This window comes from Bacteroides ovatus (assembly GCF_001314995.1).
GTDB classification, from domain to species: domain Bacteria; phylum Bacteroidota; class Bacteroidia; order Bacteroidales; family Bacteroidaceae; genus Bacteroides; species Bacteroides ovatus.
The window spans coordinates 36007-55568 of sequence record NZ_CP012938.1; the positions used below are offsets into that span (position 1 = coordinate 36007).

Sequence of the window (19562 nt, forward strand, 5' to 3'; positions counted from 1 at the left end):
AAACCTATATAAAATCCGAGATATTTTATGTAGGTTTGCATTGTTTCATTAAATATGAATCCTCTATGCATAATCTAATACGACATATAGTAAAGGCTTTGACTACTCTTTGTCTGCTACTCATAAATATACCTATTTATCCGATTTCTTACTCTTTCCGCAGCATTTCCGAAACAGACGGACTTTCCGACCTGATGGTCAGTTCTTTTTATAAAGATTCATTAGGCTATATTTGGATTGGCACGGCAAGTTCTGTTGAACGTTTTGACGGAGTCCATTTGAAACATTATCCCATATTAGGGAATAATGAAAAACTAAAATGGGTGAATGTAATAACAGAGACGACTGGTAATAGGATATGGATAGGGAATGATATGGGATTGTGGACGGTTCATAAGGAAACAGAAAAACTGGAACCCTTTAGTCCGGAGACTATTAATTGTGGTGTTCGTGCCCTTTTACCAACTCGGGATGGAGGATTGTATATAGGTAGTGAAAAAGGATTATTTATCTATCGAAATAATCAATTGGAGCGACTGGCAGTAAGTTCCGACATCTTATCGGCAGAAAATTTCATCGTTGCATTGAATTTGGATGAAAATGGAGCTTTATGGATTCTTACCAAAGGTGGATTACATTCCATGAATATTTCAAACCGGAAAATAACCTCTTATCCATACAAGCAGGGATTCTCCTATAGAAATATGACACGTATCGGCAAAAAGCTTTATTTAGGAACAATGGATCATGGGTTGCTATGTTTTGATATCTCGACGGGTGAATTTAAAGAAAATATTATTGACTTGGGTTGTAATGTTATCATGTCTCTCTCCAGTGATGAAAAGAATTTGTTGTATATAGGCACTGATGGAAACGGGGTACATTTTGTTTCTGCGAATAATATGAAGATTGTTCGTTCCTTTTGTTACGAATCGGGAAATAAACAGGCGATCCGTTCCAATTCTGTCTATGCATTATTGGTTGATAGGGAAGGAGTGATTTGGATTGGTTTTTATCAGTTAGGCTTGGATTATACACTATATCAGAGCGGGTTATTTTCTACCTATGCCTATCTTCCTTATTTCGACTCAAAAGAGATGCCTGTTCGTGCAATAGCTGTTTCGAAAGACGAGAAACTGATAGGTTCGCGCAATGGACTTTTCTATATAGATGAAAAGAAACAGCGGTTTAAAAGTTTTAAGGTTCCCGAATTACGTTCCAATATGATTTTGTGTATTTATGCTTTTGAAGGAAAGTATTACATAGGTACTTATGGTGGCGGTATATATATCCTCAATCCTTCCACGTTGACTTTATCTGATTTTGAAACAGCAGACTTAAAATCAACTCCATTCCTGAAAGGACATGTGTTTTGCATAAAATCGGATGATGAAGGAAGTTTGTGGATGGCGACGTCTATGGGACTTTACTGTTATAGAGATGGAAAGCAAATCCGGCATTATACTACTGAAAATTCGAAATTACCGGGAGAGAATGTCTATGATATATGTTTTGATTCCACTCGTAAAGGATGGATTTGTACAGAGAACGGTTTATGCATTTGGGATCCATCAACCAATAGTTTGAAGTCGGATATGTTTCCTGAAGGGTTTATTCATAAAGATAAAATCCGGACAGTATACGAAGATTCTAATCATGAGCTTTATTTCCTTCCGGATAAAGGTGCAATTTTTATATCTGATTTGTCGATGAATCATTTTCGGAGAATGCAGTCGGGCACTCCTTTGGATGGAAAGGATGCAATGTTTATTATAGAAGATCATGAAGGTTGGTTGTGGATTGGTACTAATTTGGGCTTATATCGTTATGATAAGAAAGGTAATTTTATTCCCTATAATTTCGTAGATGGCTTGCCCAGTTCTATATTTATTACTTGTTTCCCTGTGATAGATGAAGAGGGTACGATGTGGTTCGGCAATTCGAAAGGTATGATTTATCTGACCTCGGAACAAAATGGCAGAAAAGCAAAATGGCATTATCCGGTTGCTATTACCGATGTATTAGTGAATGGAAAGCAATCGGTTTATGCTAAGATGAGTAGAGAAAATAACGTGTATAAAATAAAATTGGAAGCAGATCAGCGTAATTTGACAATCCGTTTCTCTGGGTTCACTTATTCGGAGCCTGCATATATGTCTTATAAATGTAAGATGGAAGGAATAGATAGCGACTGGCAATTATTGAGTGGACAATCTGAAATAACGTATTATGACTTATTATCCGGCAATTATCAGTTTAGAATTCATCGGGTGGATGATCCGGAGTCGGAAATTTGCCTGATGGTGACTATTGCTCCTCGTTTCAATGCTGTTATGTGGAGTGTGACTGTTTTAGTGATATTGATAATAACCTTGGCTTATATATATTATCGCCGGAGAATGAAACGAAACAACCTAATTCAGTCGAAGGAAAAACAGCAACCGGTAATAGAAGAAAAATATAGAAAGAGTAATGTGACTGAAGAAGAATGTAGGCGCTTGGCTGGCGAACTGGAACTTCTGATGCAAAGGGATCGACTATATGTTAATCCCAATCTGAAAATAGCAGACTTGGCTGCAATATTGAATGTTTCCACTTATACATTATCCTATTTATTCAATCAATATTTGGATAAAAACTATTATGACTATTTGAATGACTATCGCATAGAGGAGTTTAAGCGTTTGGTTGATAAAGATGAATATTCTAAATATACGTTGACAGCTTTAGCCGAACTATGTGGTTTTAGTTCGCGTACTTCCTTCTTTCGTTATTTTAAAAAGGTTATTGGAATTACTCCGAATGAATATATTCGAAGTATCGGAAAGACCAATGAAGAATAATATACTTATGTACCTTTCATTTTAAACTTTAGATTGATAAATACCTCTTTAGAGTCTCAAATAATAAATTGAGACTCTATGAAATTGAGAGTTAACTGTCTGATAATTAGAATGTGTGTTGATCGCTTGCTCTCCGCCAATAGGACGGAATTTATCTCTTTCTTTTTGAATATCCGTTTTCATATTTACCTTCTATATTTGCCAACGTAATGATAAACAAAAATCTAAGCAATGGAAAATATAGATATGTCATCCGTACAGTTGATTACTGATTCTTATCAGAATTATCATCGTTCCGTTTACTTGTATATCTTATATAAGATAGGAAAAGATGAAGACGCGAAAGATCTGGCTCAAGATGTATTTTTACGTTTGATGGATTATAAGCAAATGTTGCGACCGGAAACAATAAAGTACTTTATTTTCTCTATTTGCCGGAATTTGGTTATTGATTATTTGCGTCGTCATTATAAAATGCAGGAAATTACATCCTATTTTTTAGATCAGCTTCCTACCTTTATTAATGAGGTAGAGAGCCAGATAATCGCTAATGATTTATCTGTGTGTGAGCAGAAGAGAGTTCTCCGGCTGCCTGCGCAACGAAGAAAGATTTATGTAATGAGTCGCTTCAAGCATATATCGTCAGCGGATATTTCCGCTTGTCTCGGATTATCTGTCCGTACTGTAGAAAATCATTTGTTTATCAGTCGGAAAGAAATCCGTGAATATATCCAACAGTGTATCTAATATTAGAATAAATAGTATAAATGTTAGTTTTAAATTTTATGTATATGAAAAAAAGTCTCTTCAGATTTTCATCGAGAAGGATTCTATTCTCCACGGTGATAGCCTCTGCTCTTATAGCAGGTGGCTCGCAGGCTGTCTTTGCAGATGCCGGGGAAGTGCAAGTCGTATTGCAGACTGGTACAATTAAAGGTAAAATCGTGGATTCCAATGGCGAGCCCGTTATCGGTGCTAATGTTATGGTAAAAGGCACCACCAATGGCTGTATGACTGACATTGACGGAAACTTCTCATTGAAAGATGCCAAAGGAACTTTGGTTATCTCATATATCGGTTACAAAACGGAAGAAGTTCAAGTGAAAGGCCATGAAACCAGTTTGAAGATTGTATTGAAAGAAGACTCTGAACTACTCCTGGAAGTTGTAGTGGTGGGATACGGCAGTATGAAGAAAGAGTCGTTGACAGGCTCGGTAACAGTGGTCGACCAAAAACTTTTTAAAGACAAAGGTACGGTATCCAATCCGCTTTCGGCCATGCAAGGTCAGGTGCCGGGTTTACGCATCACCCGCTCGTCGGCTGCTCCCGGTGAAGAGGGATGGGGTGTCTCAATCCGTGGTTCTGTATCGAAGAACAAGGTAGAACCTCTCTTGATTATTGACGGTGTACCTGCCAGTGGTGTGAGTGAGATAGCTCAACTCAATGCCGATGACATCGAAACCATTAACTTCCTGAAAGATGCTTCGGCTGCCATTTATGGTGCAAAAGCGGCAGGTGGTGTGATTTTGGTAACTACCAAACGTCCCGATGCCGGCAGAACCAAGGTGGAATATAGTGGTTCGGTTACACGTAAAATTGTGGGTTTGCAGCCCCGCATGATGAGTATGGACGAATGGACGGATGGTGTGCTCCAAGCCCGCTTGAATGACGGCTATGGCGAAGACGACAACTGGGTGCGCTATGCCCGTTTGGCTAAAGCGATGAAGGGGAGTTGGATTAATCTGCATGGTGGAAATAATCCCGATGAAGATCCCATTCCGGGAGGATTCCGCGGTGTGGCCGACTTTGTGTTTCATGATATGAACTGGACTGATGTGCTGTGGGGGAACGCTACTTCTACCCAACATAACCTCAGCATAAGCGGAGGTTCGGAGAAATCGACCTACCGGCTCTCGCTTGGTTATTTGAATGACCAAGGGACGCTGCAATGGGGGAACAACTCGAACGAACGCTATAACGTACGTTTATTCAACAGCTTCAAGATAAACGACCGTATCAGCTTGGAAAGCAATATGTCAGCCAGTCGTCAGCATCAGGTGGCTCCTACACAGATTGGTAGTATATTAGGCAGTAGCATACCGCAGCCAGGGTTACCGGTTTCGACCATCGATGGCAAACCGTATGCGTGGGGAGGCATTCATACTCCCAACTGGTCGGCCGAGTTGGGAGGTGACAACAAACTTGTAGTGACCACTATGAATGTGAACGAGATTTTGAAAGTGAACATATTGGATGGCCTTGATTTTCAAGGTACTTTGGGGTACTCAACGAACAATGCGGCCCGTGACGAACAGTATCTTTCAATTGATTGGTATCAATACGATGGCACACCGATTCAAAACGAGAACTCTCCCTATCCTGCAAAAGAAAAATCATCGTATACTAAAAGCTCTGCACGTACCGATAATTACACGGCATCAGCTTTTCTCACTTATAAGAAATTATTTGATGAGGCTCACGACATATCGCTTATGGGAGGTGTGCAATATGACTATGCCGCTTACGATTATAGCGGTACCAAAGCAATGGACGTGGAAGCGGCAATCGAATCGCTTAACGGTAAAGGACAAATCTACATAGACAAGGTAGACCGTTGGGAGGAAGCTATTCTCTCTTATTTCGGTCGCTTGAATTACAACTATAAGTCAAGATATATGGTAGAAGTGAATGCTCGCTACGACGGCTCTTCGAAATTCTTGCCCAAGAATCGCTGGAACTTCTTCTGGGGCGCATCAGCCGGATGGCGTATCACTGAAGAGAAATTCATGGAGAACTTGCGTGACTATGTGAATGAACTGAAACTACGTGCCTCATATGGTGAGGTAGGTAACCAAAATGGTATCGGACGCTATGACGGCATCCAACTTTACAACTACAAATCGAACAGCGGTGCTTTGTTGGGCAACTCGAAAGGAACCTATGTGGAATCTGCCGGACTGGTGAGCACTGTGCGTACTTGGGAACGTATTTACAACTATAACTTGGGTATTGACTTCGGATTCTTCAACAATCGCTTTACGGGTACGTTCGAGATCTTTAAAAAGAAAAACGATAATATGTTGGTTTCGCGTCTGCATCCCGGTGTTCTGGGCGGAACTGCTCCCAGTACGAATAGTGGTAAGTTTGAAGCCAATGGTTACGATGTTAGTTTGACTTGGCATGATAAGATAGGCAGTTTCAACTACCATGTTGGCGGTACGTTAACCTATATGACCAATAAACTCGTTGATGGAGGTAACATCGTGGTGAGCGCAGGTTATAACGAAGCTGTGAATGGCTATCCGCTCAATTCGGTATTTGGCTACCGCTATGTGGGCAAGGTACAAAACCAAGACCAACTGGACTATTACGTGGACAAATATGTGGGCAGCAACTCTATCGCCCTGCCTGCCAACTTGCGTTTGGGCGACCACATGTATGAAGATGTGAACAAAGACGGTAAACTGACACAAGATGACCTTGTATTTCTCGGTTCCGACGACCCCAAATATTCGTTCTCGTTTAATTTCGGATGCGAGTGGAAAGGATTCGATTTCAATACCGTATTCCAAGGTGTGGGCAAGCGTACCATCTATCGTGAAATCGACTCTTGGAAAGTGCCTTTCAAGGCTATTTGGCTGAACACTACCAACCAGTCGGTGGGTAATGTATGGAGTCCTGAAACTCCCAATAACCATTTTCCTACTTATTCAAACAGTAATGACATCAATAATTACAACTACATTCCCTCTACCTGGTCGGCCGATAACGGAGCTTACCTGCGTCTCAAAGAGATTGTACTTGGTTACACATTGCCAAAGGCATGGATGAATAAGAGCGGTTTCATCAGCAACTTGCGTATTTATGTATCGGGCGCCGATTTATGGGAAAAATCGTATATCACCGATGGTTGGGATCCCGAAGCCACCCGTAAGGTGGAAAACAAGCAACGCTATCCGTTTAACCGCACCGTGACTTTCGGTGTGAATGCCACATTCTAATTTTTATTCTTAATATTGAAGATAACAATGAAAAAAATAGTATATATTTTAGGAATTATTTGCGCCATGACCATGCAGTCGTGTTTAGACCTTGAGCCCAAGACGCAATTGGCGGATACCAACTATTGGAAGTCGCCCGAACACTTCAAACTTTTTGCCACCCAGTTCTATGGCTGGTCGGCCGACTTTCGATGGCTCGACGACAGTCAGCACGCCGATATTCGCTCGGATTTGTTTGCCGGCAGCACGGTGAACATCTATAGTAACGGAACGAACAGCATTCCGTCATCCGACAAGCATTATGCCGACAATTACAATCGTATTCGCCAAGTCAACACCTTGTTGCAACAGGCTGATGCGTATGAACAACAAGCCGACATTGCCATTTCAGTGGGGGAAGCCCGTTTCTTCCGTGCTTATTGTTACTTCGAGTTATTGCAGGCTTACGGTGACCTTATCATAGCCCGCACGCCGCTCGACATCGACTCGCCTGAGATGCAGAAGGCTCGCAATCCGCGTACCGAGGTGGCTGACTTCATCATTGACGACTTGAAAGAAGCCGCTAAACTATTGCCCGTTGATAAGGCTATCAGCAGCAGCGATGAAGGTCGCCTTTCCAGCGAAGCCGCTTTGGCGTTTCTTTCGCGTGTAGCCCTTTACGAAGGTACATGGGAGAAATTTCATAATGGCGGTCAAAATACCGAACGTACAAAAGATTTGCTCAATACCGCAGCACAGGCGGCTCATGATGTAATGGCGGGCGGAGCATTCGAGCTTTTTGCTCCTCAAGAATTGGGAACGGAAGCCTACAAGTATCTCTTTATCTTGGAGAATGAAAAGTCAAACCCTGCCAATATCAATAAAACAGGTAATAAAGAGTATATCTTTACCCGCCGCCACGACCCTGTTATCAATTCTATTGGTTTCAACATTACACAAGGGCGTTTGGGCAATGCCTTGTACGTTACTCGCAAAATGGCTAATATGTATCTGCAAAGCAATGGGTTACCCATCAATCCCCAAACGTGGAATTACACGAAAGTGGATGATGAATATAAAAATCGCGACAACCGCATGAACAATCAGCTTATGGTGCCCGGACAGACTTATTGGGGTACAAATGGCGGACGCATTGATTGGAGCGGCGATGCTGCCGAAATAGCCAATGCCTCGCATAGGAACTTCATGCCTCAAACCGGTACGGGCTACTTTCCCCACAAGTGGTGCAGCGAACGTGACGGAGTGCCCACCGGTATGGAAGCTTACGACTTCCCCGTCATCCGCTATGCCGAGGTGCTGCTGAACTATGCCGAAGCTGTGTTTGAACGCGATGGACAAATATCAGATGAAGACTTGGCTATCAGCTTGAACTTGACACGTAAACGCATTAACCCCGAAATGCCTGACTTGACTAACGACTTTGTCACGGCAAATAATTTGGATATGCGCACAGAGATTCGTCGTGAGCGTACCATCGAGTTTTTCGATGAGAATTTCCGCATTGATGATCTGAAGCGTTGGAAGACGGCCGAAGACGAAATGCCGATGAATCTCACCGGTGTGAAGTGGAAAGATACTGATTTTGAAAGCAGATGGCCCGATGCTTCTTTTAAAGACAAAGATGGTGAAGGCTGCATTATTCACGAAAAAGGACGCAACTGGCACGAAAAGCATTACTTGTTGCCGCTGCCCACTGACCAACTCAAGCTGAACTCCAACTTGAAACAAAATCCGGGTTGGAACCAATAATCCATTCATTATTCATTTATAAAGTAATCGAATTATGACATACAAAAACATACTTCAAAAGGGTGCATTTGCAACACTGTTGGCGGGTGCCTTGGTGGTGACCGTTTCGTGCAACGATGACGATGTATCCCCCGTTTTAGAAGAGAGAGTGCTCGTTAAGGAAATCAACCTTGAGGTGACTCCCGAACTGCCTCTGCTGATAGGCACTGATACTTTGATAAAATATACCGTAGGCCCGGATGAGGCTTTCAACAAAGAGGTGGTATGGAAATCGACTGTGCCCGATGTGGCTACCGTAGATGCCGAAGGACGCATCACTGCAGTGAAGGCCGGTAATACGGTCATTTCGGCCAAACCGGTTGTAGGCTATTCTGCCACTTCGACCATCAATGTGAAGGTGGTAAACGAAATCATTCACATCACTGATATCAGTCTTACTAATGAAGAGCTTGAAGTGTTTGTTACCTCGACTCTGCCGCTCATTTGGCAGACTACTCCGGTCGATCCCACTTACCCCGGAGTGATTTGGAAAAGCCTTACTCCCGATAAAGCCACCGTCAATGAAAAAGGCGAGGTGAAAGGTGTGGCCGAAGGAACGGCACGCATACAAGTCACCGCTACTGACGACAAACATTTCACAAAAGTGTTTGAGATTAAGGTGAAGCCTATTATTTATATCGAAAGTATGGAATTCGTGAAGGATACCGATAAGCTGGCTTTAGGCGAAACCTATACTCCGCAGATGAATGTAACGCCGGCAGACGCTACGCTGTCGTACATCGCATGGGAAAGCAGCAAGCCCGATGTTGTAGAGATTGACGAAAAAGGCCGGTTTGTGGCGAAGGCTTACGGCAATGCCGTGATTACTGCTTTGGCAGACTATGGCGACGGTAAACCTATCAAAGCTACGATGAGTATCAATGTGAGTGAGGGATTGATGAACGACCAATTTACCATTGAGAACATCTGGCAACCATTCGGCAATTTCAATCATCGAGAATTTGAATGGATGGAGAACGACGGAGTACTTCGCATATTACCCGGTGACGATAAGGCTTACAAGGCTGTGCGCATTTGTCGTACCGGAGGATTTGGGTTCAACGTAACCAACTATCCCATCTTGGCCTTTAAAGTGAAATTCCCCGAAAATGTGTTCGAAGCATCAACAAGCATAGAGTGGTATCTCGACATTTGGGGTGGAAGCGGCATTACCGTAGCCGGTAAATATGGCGAAGATACCGATAAAGGAAAAAACGCCATGACTGTGGCAGATTGTGGCGAATACAAAGTATTCTACGCCGACTTTACGAAGAAATTCCTCGGCAAGAATCAACAGTATATGCCTACTGCATTGACGAAGTACGACACGGTGGAACTTCAATTTTGGAAAATATGGTATGAAGCCAGCGAAACTGGCAGTATCTATGTGGATTGGGTGAAGACCTTCGAATCGGAACAGGAACTGAAAGATTTGATTAAAGCTGAAAAAGCCGAATAATGGTAGCCGACTTCTCAGAAACTGATTGAATAACAAAATGAATATTGAATATATGAAAAATTTGATTTATACCTTCGTGGGCAGCATGGCACTTGTGTTGCTGACCGGCTGTAGTGCTGAGTTCGAGAACGGAACTCCCGAACCATGGCAACGCGAAATCAACCCCAATGAAAATTATGAGTACACCATCAAGCACCCTTGTCTGGTGAACACCGAAGCCGATTTTGAACGTGCACGCCGTAAAGTGAATGAAGGCGCCGAACCTTGGATTAGTGGTTGGCAAAAATTGTGCGACAGCCGATTTGCCCAACTGAATTATAACTCAAATCCGCAAGAAGAAATTGTGCGCCACTCAAAAGGCGGAAACTTCAATACGGCTGCTTTTGATGCCGGTGCCGCTTATCAGTTGGCTTTACGCTGGAAAATTTCGGGAGATGAAGATTATGCGAAAGCGGCTATTAAAATTCTGAACGGATGGGCTAAAACTTGTAAAGGGGTGAACTATAAAACGTGGCCTGACGACAGCCATCGCCTGCTTGCTGCCGGATTTATCGGTTACCAGTTTGCTGCTCCCGCTGAACTGATGCGCGACTACGAAGGCTGGAAAACCGAGGATTTCGAAATCTTCAAGAAATGGATAGATAAAACTTTCTATCCTATCTGCGACGATTTCTTAGATAACCACTTTAACTCTTCAGCCATTGCAGGTTGGATGAGTTGGGATCTGCCCGCCATGCTCACCATTCTTTCTATCGGCGTGCTGAATGATGACGATGCTAAGATTAAACAAGCCCTGGAGTTTTTCTACCACGGAAAAGGTATGGGCTGTATCGAGTGGTCGGTGAGAGGTATGCACGAAGACCCGGAAGGAAAAGTGAAAGGCAGACATTTGGCACAGAGCCAGGAGATGGGACGCGACCAGGGGCACGCCACTCTCAATGTCGGTTTGCACGCTTACTTCTGCCGTACGGCTTATAACATGGGTATCGACCTTTTTGCCTACAACGACAACATTGTTCTCGACCTCTGCGAATATACGGCTAAGTATAACTTGACTTCGGCTGAAGATGTAGAAATGCCTTTCGAACCTTACTATCACCCCAAATATGGTTGGCACGAGAAGGTGTCGGCCGAGGCTAAGGGGCGTGCCCGTCCGGGATGGGAACTCCTCTACAACCATTATGCCAAGGTGAAAGGTATGAATGCACCCTATTCTCAAGCCTTTGCCGAAAAGGAACGCCCCGAAGGATATGGTGAGCGTGGAACTGCTGAAGCCGGCGATTTGGGATTTGGGACATTATTATATACTGAAGAATAACTTTTGAGTTTTCCGGCTGATTTCAAGGAGTTAAGAGGTTAGACTTCTTAACTCCTTGATACTACTCTGTGAAACCTTCACAACTCTTTCCTTATGATAAATAGATTATTTCCTACCTTATTATTCTTTATCTGCTTCTTTTATAGTTTGCCTCAAACGGCAAAGGCGCAAAACAACGAGTGGGAAAATCCCGCCAAATATGAGTGGAACAAAGAGAGGCCACATGCTGACTTTCGTCTCTACGAACAGGCAGAGGATGCAGTGAACGACAAACCCCGAAAATCGTCTTGGCAACATTCGTTGAATGGTGTGTGGAAGTTTATCTATGCCCCTACTATAGCAGCGAGCATAAAAGATTTTTATCGGATAGATTTACCCGACAGTAATTGGGATACAATAACAGTTCCTTCTAACTGGGAAATCCAAGGATTCGGTGAACCGATAATCCGCAACATTCAGTATGTATTTTCATCCAATCCACCTTATATTGACGTAGACAATCCTGTGGGTACCTATCGGCGCACATTTACGGTTCCTCGAAACTGGCAGGAGCGCGAAGTATTTCTGCACTTCGGCTCCATTAGCGGCTATGCCCGCATTTATGTGAACGGGCAGCAAGTCGGAATGACCAAAGCTTCCAAAACACCGGCTGAATTTAATGTGACGAACTATCTGAAAGAAGGAGAAAATTTACTGGCAGTACAGATTTATCGCTGGCATGATGGCAGCTATATGGAAGACCAGGATTTTTGGCGACTGACCGGGATTGAACGTGATGTATTCTTGCAAGCTTACCCTAAACTGACTATTTGGGATTTTTTCTTAAAATCAAGTTTGGATAGTACATATAAGAATGGTATATTCAATGCTACCGTAGATTTGCGTGAATTTACAGGTAATAATGTAAAAAAAGGAACACTCAAACTGGAATTATTGGATAAAACCGGCAAAATAGTTTTGTCACAACAAAAGAAATTTGACATAGAAGATGAGTTTACCCAATTAGCTTTTTCGGGCGTCATTAAGAATGTATCCAAATGGAATGCTGAAAAGCCATCTCTTTATGATTGTGTCATCACACTTTGGGATGATAAAAACAAGCAGCTTGCAGTTACTGCCTGTAAGACCGGTTTCAGAAAGATAGAAATAAAGAATGCTCGATTATTGGTGAATGGTGTTCCGACTTATATAAAAGGCGTGAACCGTCATGAGCATAATGACAGCTTGGGGCACGTCCAAACTCGCGAAATTATGATGAATGACCTGAAATTGATAAAACAACTGAATATGAATGCTGTTCGTACCAGTCATTATCCCAATCATCCGTTGTTTTATAAATTATGTGACCAATATGGCATTTACATTATAGATGAAGCCAATATTGAAACCCACGGAATGGGCTCAGTTCCTTATTTCAAAGATACCATTCCGCATCCTGCTTATCGTTCCGAATGGTATGCGGCTCATGTAGACCGTATCACCCGTATGGTGGAAAGAGATAAAAATCATCCGTGCGTCATAGGCTGGTCGTTAGGGAATGAATGTGGTAATGGAATCGTATTCCATGATGAATATAAACGTCTGAAAGAATATGACCCAAGTCGTTTTGTGCAATTCGAACAGGCTTGGGAGGACTGGAATACAGATATTGTATGTCCGATGTATCCCAATATGTGGAAAATAACGGAATATGCCAAGTCCGGTAAACAGCGCCCCTTTATCATGTGTGAGTATGCCCATGCCCAGGGGAATAGTAATGGTAACTTCAAAGACCTTTGGGATGTTATTTATGACAGTCCAAATTTGCAAGGTGGTTTTATTTGGGACTTTATGGATCAAGGGTTTAAAATGAAGACAGAACCGGGAGACGGACGCATCTACTGGACGTACAATGGAAAAATGGGAAGTTATAAATGGCTGGAAGATAGGAAAGGGGAATTAAATACAGGAACCGACGGCTTAATTTCTGCTAATGGCATTCCCAAACCACAAGCGTATGAAGTAAAGAAAGTCTATCAGTACATTCAGTTTAACGCGAAAGATTTGAGTAAAGGGATTGTTTCAATCAGGAATCGTTATGATTTTACCAATCTGAATGAATATGCTTTTACTTGGGAAGTATATAAGAACGGAGAGAAATTCTCTACAGGAAATTTCAATGTTGAATTAAAACCTCATGCGGAAAAAGAGGTACGATTGAATCTTCCAGTCATTCCGGAAGATGGAAATGAATATTTTCTCAACCTCTATGCCTATACAAAGGTTGCTACCGATTTAATTCCTGTACATTATGAAGTGGCTAAGGAACAGATAAAGCTAAATAGAGGCAGTTTCTTTGCTTCTCTTTCGGCTTGTTCGGGTAAGTTGTCTTATGAAACGAAAGACAATGTTTTATCTTTTCAGTCGGATGCCGTCTCCGGTAAGATTGATTTGAAAAAAGGAGTGCTGTTTAATTATAGCATAAACGGCAAACAACCCATTAAGCAATATCCGGAACCGGCTTTTTGGCGTGCTCCGGTTGATAATGATTTCGGGAATAAAATGCCCTGGTTGGCAGGTGTCTGGCGGACAGCGCATGTGAACCGTTATGTGAAGAACGTGGTTATAGAGGAAAAGAACGAAAAAGAATTGTCCATAAAAATTGATTGGATATTAAGTGACATTCAAGTTCCTTACACGATAGAATATTTGATACGTAATAATGCATCTATTATTGTGACAGGAAGTATTGACTTGACAGGAACGAGACTTCCTGAACTTCCTCGCTTCGGTATGCGGATGGAATTGCAACAACCCTATGAAAATCTGACTTATTATGGTAGGGGACCTTTTGAAAACTACATCGACCGTTATTCAAGCTCGTTCATCGGGCGATATGAGGATAAAGTCGACAATCAGTTCTATTGGTATATACGTCCACAGGAAACCGGAAATAAAACGGATGTTCGTTGGCTGGCTTTATTGAATAGTGAAGGAGAGGGAGTGAAGATTACAGGTCTGCAACCTATCGCATTTTCCGCTCTGCATTTCTCACCGGAAGACCTTGACCCCGGTTTGACCCGCAAATTGCAGCATACCATTGATATTGTTCCGCAAAAGAATATTTTCCTGCATGTTGATTTGAAGCAATGCGGATTAGGCGGTGATAATAGTTGGGGGATGTATCCACACAATAAATATCGTTTGCTTGATAAAAAATATGTTTATAGCTATATGATTGAATTGATAGACTGATAAATAATTAGAATAGCATAGAGATAATGGAAATGTGATTGATAAGTATTGCGCTATGGGTTCTCCACATTCTCCTAATCGGGAAGAGACAGAACTACTGAAACGGGAAGGATGGAGTACGGCAAAAGAAATGATTATAGTCTTTTTTACTGTTAAAATCTAACGCCAGGTTGCATAATTGTACAACTTGGCGTATATTTGTAATATGAAACGTAAGATTATGTCTTATTCAATGGCTTTCAGAAAAAGAGTCAGAAGACACCATCAGGAGAGATAGAAAAGGCGTTAAAAATAAAGGAGGCTTATTATGGAGACAAACAATCATCAAATCGTTGATTACAGTGCTGTGTTAGAAGCACAGTATGGAGCACTGGGCACTCCTGAACGTGCGAAGTTTGACGAAGAAGCTTATGCTTTTTATACGAGTCAAATACTTTTGGATGCGCGAAAGAATGCCAGATTGACGCAGGAAGAGCTTGCAAAACGTATCGGTGCCAACAAATCATACATCTCACGCATTGAGAAAGGCATTACAGTTCCGAGTGTTGCTACTTTCTATCGTATCATAAATGCTTTAGGATTAACGATTGAGCTTAAACCTGCTTTATGATTTAGGTTATTTTGCAATAATAAAAAGTCCCATTCCATTTATTTGGTTCGGGACTTTTGTTTTTATTTGGATTGTATTGAGTAAATTATTTACCCCCTTCGTATTTAGTTATGTACATATAGAGAATACGAAGGGGCTACTTTTTTAAAAAAGGAATGTGCTCTTTTGGAGATTTTTATGTATGTTTGTCACATGTTTAATATGAAAGGAAGCAGTTGTAAGTGAAGAACACGATTAAATATCTGATTCTTATATTAATATATTTGGCTTGTGGGGGTAATCTACAAGCCCAAAACTATACATTCCGTAATGTCGTCATGTCCGACGGGCTATCCGGACTGTTGGTGAATGCCATTTATAAAGATTCCGAAGGTTTTGTATGGTTGGGGACGGATAATTGCCTCGACCGTTTTGATGGTGTGAAAGTGCGCCATTTTGAATTCCGTGGCATTGAGTCGGGAAGAAAGAAACGGGTAAACAGTGTTACGGAAACATCCAATAAACAACTTTGGGTGGGAAACGGAATCGGGCTTTGGCGGTTGAATCGCCCAAACAGCCAATTGGAAAGGATTGTCCCCGAAAAGATAGACTTTGCCGTCAATACGTTACTGGCCGATGGAGATATTCTTTATATCGGCACAGAGAAAGGCTTATTCATTCATAAAGACGGTCAGTTGCTTCAAGTCTTGACAGACCGGAATATGCTTGCCGCCTGTAACAGAATCATGGATATTTGTCTGAATGAAGATAAAACGGTATTATGGTTGGCCACGGTACAGGGATTGTTCTCTTATTCACTGAAAGACGGCAAGATTGATTCCTGGCATTTTCAGGAGAATGTGCCCGAAGCCGATTATTTCCGTTGCCTTACTCGTATCGGCGAAACGCTCTATCTCGGTACAATGAGCCAAGGTGTAGTACGTTTCGATATAAAGAAGGAATCATTCTCTCATGCGGTATCTTTGGGGTGCGATGTCATTTCCGATATTTCCAGCGATGGTAAAGGGACTGTGTATATAGCTACTGACGGCAATGGCGTACACTTCCTTTCACACAAAGACCAACAAGTGACACGTCGTTTTTACCATGATGTCAATGATAAGGAAGGAATTCGCAGTAATTCTATTTATTCCTTACTTATAGATGATAGAGGTGCCGTCTGGGTGGGGCATTTTCAGGCAGGACTGGATTATTCACTCTATCAGAACGGCCTTTTCCGTACGTATGATTATCCACCTTTGTTTAATTCGGCCAATCTTTCCATCCGTTCTTTTGTAAACAAAGGGCAAGAGAAGGTCATCGGTTCGCGTGACGGCTTGTTTTATATAAACGAAGCTACCGGAGTAGTGAAGAGTTTTGTAAAACCCGTCTTGACCTCGGATTTGATACTGACAATCTGCTTCTATCAAGGAGAATATTACATCGGTACGTATGGTGGCGGTATGATGGTATTGAATCCGGAAACGCTGTCTCTGAAATATTTTGCCCAAGGTGATACGGAGCTTTTCCAGAAAGGACATATCTTCTGTGTGAAACCGGATGCCAAAGGAAATCTTTGGATAGGTACTTCGCAAGGGCTGTTCAGCTATAACGGACAGACAAAGCAGATAAAGAGCTTCACCAGTGCCAACTCCCAACTGCCGGAAGGCAATGTGTATGAAGTCAGTTTTGACTCTACCGGCAAAGGATGGATTGCTACCGAAACCGGTATGTGTATTTACGACCCGGCTTCCCAAAGTTTGCGTTCCAATGTCTTTCCCGAAGGATTCGTGAATAAAGATAAGGTTCGTACTATCTACGAAGATGCTGAACACAACCTCTATTTTATCCGTGAGAAAGGAAGCCTGTTTACATCCACTTTAACGATGGACCGTTTCCAGAACCGCTCTATCTTTTCTACTCTTCCGGACAACTCGCTAATGTCTGTTATAGAAGATAACCAAGGCTGGTTGTGGGTGGCTTGCAATGACGGGTTATTGCGTATCAAAGAAGAGGGAGAGGAATATGATGCTTTCACTTTCAATGATGGAGTGCCGGGACCAACTTTTACGAATGGAGCTGCTTATAAAGATGAAAAAGGACTATTGTGGTTTGGTAACACTAAAGGACTGATTTATGTCGATCCGAAACGTGTGGACGAGGTGCGTGGCAAGGTCCGTTCGATCGTATTTACTGACATATTAGCTAATGGTGTCCCTTTTACCAGCTCCTCTTTGAAATACAATCAGAATAATTTGACTTTCTGTTTCACAGACTTTGCTTATGGTCTCCCATCTGCCTTACTATATGAATATCGACTGGAAGGAGTGGACAAGGACTGGAAATTATTGGCTGCACAGAACGAAGTTTCTTATTACGGACTTTCTTCCGGGACTTATACTTTTCGTGTACGTCTTCCGGGAAATGAGCAATCCGAAGCTAGCTGTCAAGTGACGGTATGCCCTATGATACCTTGGTGGGGATGGGGACTTTCCGTTTTATTAATCGTAGGAATTATAGCCTTTATACGGTATTATGTCTGGAAACGTATGCGTCGTTTGCTTGTTTCTTCTGCTTCGCCGGTTGTGGTATCATCAGCAGAGGAGGAGATACAACAAAGAGAACAGTCTGTAGAACAACATCCGGAAGTAAATTCAGAACAACAACCTTCCGTTGTTGAAGAGAAATATAAGACCAATAGACTGACCGAAGAGGAATGTAAAGAACTTCATAAAAAACTGGTGGCTTATGTGGAGAAAGAAAGGCCATATATCAATCCCGATTTGAAGATGGGTGACCTGGCTTCTGCATTGGATACTTCTTCACATTCATTATCGTATCTTTTGAACCAGTATCTTAATCAGTCCTACTATGATTTTATCAACGAATATCGCGTTACCCAATTCAAAAAGATGGTAGCGGATAGCCAATATTCCCGCTATACTTTGACTGCACTGGCAGAACTTTGTGGATTCAGTTCGCGTGCCTCCTTCTTCCGCTCATTCAAAAAGAGTACGGGAGTTACTCCGAATGAATACATCCGTAGTATCGGCGGAACAGCCAAAGAAGAGTAACTTTCCGACTTATTATCCCTGAAATCTATTTTGCATCCATATTACCTTCACCCTTCACTTCTCCCTGTTCATCGGGGTTAGAGGGTGAACCCTGCCCTTTCACTTGGTGAACCCCTTCTCTTTTATTCTTTTCCTATTTCCAATCTGTTATTAGATAAGTTCTTCTTCTCCCTATCTAAACTTCCTTTTCCTTAATTGCAAAGTTGTTTTTTATAGGAAGCAAACTTTAAATGCAAGTTTTGTTTTTATAATCAAAGCTTGCATTTATAAAAACAAAACTTGCATTTATATAATCAGAACTTTCATTTATAGTTTATCATTAACCAAAAGCAACTTTGCAACAAGGGCAAAACAAGTTTATCATTAATGAAAAGGAACTTATCTCTTAATGTCCTGCATCATCATTAGCCTGAATGTAAGATGAAGGAAAGGCCAAAATGGTGAAGAAAGGGAGTAAAGAGGTGAAGGGGGTGAAAGCAAATGGGTATAAGGAGAGCGAAAATACATTGTTTTTTAGTAAATAGAGTATCAAATTATAAAATGAGACTCTGTTTGTTGTGAATGTAACTTCTTGATATATAATGATATATATGCAAATAAGTCTATCTGGATTCTTGGAGATTACTCTGTCCTGTTTTCGAGCTGTTATATCCAAAATCACCTCTATATTTGCATCGTGATCAAAACCGAAAAAGATAGTATTATGGAGACAACAGCTAACACTTCCGACAACATTATCACCCGTTCTTATGAAGAATATTATCAGGTGATTCTTACCTATATTACTTATCGTATCACTCATCGCTACGAAGCGGAGGATCTAACCCAGGATGTATTTGTACGTCTGCTGGACTACAAGCAAATGCTCCGTCCGGACACAGTGAAATATTTCTTGTTCACCATTGCCCGCAATATCGTAATCGACTATATCCGTCGTTATTATAAGAAACAGGAGATAGACAGCTACATCTATGATACTATGTCCACTTCTACCAATGAAACCGAAGAAAAAATTATCGGTGATGATTTAATGACAATGGAACGGACCCGCTTGGCTGCTATGCCCGAACAACGTCGGTTAATTTATACATTGAACCGCTTCGAAAATAAAACGTCTCCGGAAATCGCAAATGAACTGAATTTAAGTTGCAGGACGGTGGAAAACCATCTGTTTCTGGGACGTCGTGAAATGCGCGAGTTTTTCCGGAATTGTATATAATCTTATTCATTAATAAATAACCCTTTGTGCTTATGGA

The 19562-nt window shown here is 41.8% G+C and carries 10 protein-coding genes and 1 pseudogene; all 11 read left to right on the forward strand.

The window, feature by feature from the left end; genetic code table 11:
• Positions 1-65: 65 nt before the first annotated feature.
• Positions 66-2843, forward strand: a complete 2778-nt coding sequence (locus Bovatus_RS00130; protein WP_004325499.1) for a ligand-binding sensor domain-containing protein — start codon at positions 66-68, stop codon at positions 2841-2843.
• A gap of 231 nt (positions 2844-3074) precedes the next feature.
• Positions 3075-3590: a sigma-70 family RNA polymerase sigma factor gene (locus Bovatus_RS00135; protein WP_004296983.1), complete on the forward strand. Its 516-nt coding sequence runs from the start codon at positions 3075-3077 to the stop codon at positions 3588-3590.
• A 44-nt stretch (positions 3591-3634) separates the two neighbouring features.
• Positions 3635-6844: a SusC/RagA family TonB-linked outer membrane protein gene (locus Bovatus_RS00140; RefSeq protein ID WP_200926977.1), complete on the forward strand. Its 3210-nt coding sequence runs from the start codon at positions 3635-3637 to the stop codon at positions 6842-6844.
• Between the two features lie 27 nt (positions 6845-6871).
• A complete protein-coding gene (locus Bovatus_RS00145) occupies positions 6872-8593 on the forward strand; it encodes a RagB/SusD family nutrient uptake outer membrane protein (protein WP_004296981.1) in 1722 nt (573 codons plus the stop codon).
• Positions 8594-8627: 34 nt separating this feature from the next.
• Positions 8628-10091, forward strand: a complete 1464-nt coding sequence (locus Bovatus_RS00150) for an Ig-like domain-containing protein (protein ID WP_004296980.1) — start codon at positions 8628-8630, stop codon at positions 10089-10091.
• A gap of 52 nt (positions 10092-10143) precedes the next feature.
• The gene (locus tag Bovatus_RS00155) at positions 10144-11409 is read left to right on the forward strand and encodes an alginate lyase family protein (protein WP_224440800.1); all 1266 of its coding nucleotides are present in this window, start codon (positions 10144-10146) and stop codon (positions 11407-11409) included.
• A 93-nt stretch (positions 11410-11502) separates the two neighbouring features.
• A complete protein-coding gene (locus Bovatus_RS00160; protein WP_004296978.1) occupies positions 11503-14643 on the forward strand; it encodes a glycoside hydrolase family 2 TIM barrel-domain containing protein in 3141 nt (1046 codons plus the stop codon).
• A 222-nt stretch (positions 14644-14865) separates the two neighbouring features.
• Positions 14866-14979, forward strand: a pseudogene (locus Bovatus_RS25110) (type II toxin-antitoxin system RelE/ParE family toxin); the annotation flags it as partial.
• Positions 14951-15253 (forward strand): helix-turn-helix domain-containing protein, encoded by a 303-nt coding sequence (locus Bovatus_RS00165; protein ID WP_004296976.1) that lies wholly within the window; start codon positions 14951-14953, stop codon positions 15251-15253. The pseudogene Bovatus_RS25110 and the gene Bovatus_RS00165, both read left to right, overlap by 29 nt.
• A 221-nt stretch (positions 15254-15474) precedes the next feature.
• Positions 15475-18306 (forward strand): ligand-binding sensor domain-containing protein, encoded by a 2832-nt coding sequence (locus Bovatus_RS00170; RefSeq protein ID WP_004296975.1) that lies wholly within the window; start codon positions 15475-15477, stop codon positions 18304-18306.
• A 703-nt stretch (positions 18307-19009) separates the two neighbouring features.
• On the forward strand, positions 19010-19525 hold the full coding sequence (locus Bovatus_RS00175; protein ID WP_008021654.1) for an RNA polymerase sigma-70 factor: 516 nt from the start codon (positions 19010-19012) through the stop codon (positions 19523-19525).
• The last annotated feature ends 37 nt before the right edge of the window (positions 19526-19562 follow it).

Bases quoted from the DNA above. Each gene is read 5' to 3' on its own strand.
- Bovatus_RS00130 (WP_004325499.1), top strand. From the start codon at position 66: ATGCATAATCTAATACGACATATAGTAAAGGCTTTGACTACTCTTTGT.
- Bovatus_RS00135 (WP_004296983.1), top strand. From the start codon at position 3,075: ATGGAAAATATAGATATGTCATCCGTACAGTTGATTACTGATTCTTAT.
- Bovatus_RS00140 (WP_200926977.1), top strand. From the start codon at position 3,635: ATGAAAAAAAGTCTCTTCAGATTTTCATCGAGAAGGATTCTATTCTCC.
- Bovatus_RS00145 (WP_004296981.1), top strand. From the start codon at position 6,872: ATGAAAAAAATAGTATATATTTTAGGAATTATTTGCGCCATGACCATG.
- Bovatus_RS00150 (WP_004296980.1), top strand. From the start codon at position 8,628: ATGACATACAAAAACATACTTCAAAAGGGTGCATTTGCAACACTGTTG.
- Bovatus_RS00155 (WP_224440800.1), top strand. From the start codon at position 10,144: ATGAAAAATTTGATTTATACCTTCGTGGGCAGCATGGCACTTGTGTTG.
- Bovatus_RS00160 (WP_004296978.1), top strand. From the start codon at position 11,503: ATGATAAATAGATTATTTCCTACCTTATTATTCTTTATCTGCTTCTTT.
- Bovatus_RS00165 (WP_004296976.1), top strand. From the start codon at position 14,951: ATGGAGACAAACAATCATCAAATCGTTGATTACAGTGCTGTGTTAGAA.
- Bovatus_RS00175 (WP_008021654.1), top strand. From the start codon at position 19,010: ATGGAGACAACAGCTAACACTTCCGACAACATTATCACCCGTTCTTAT.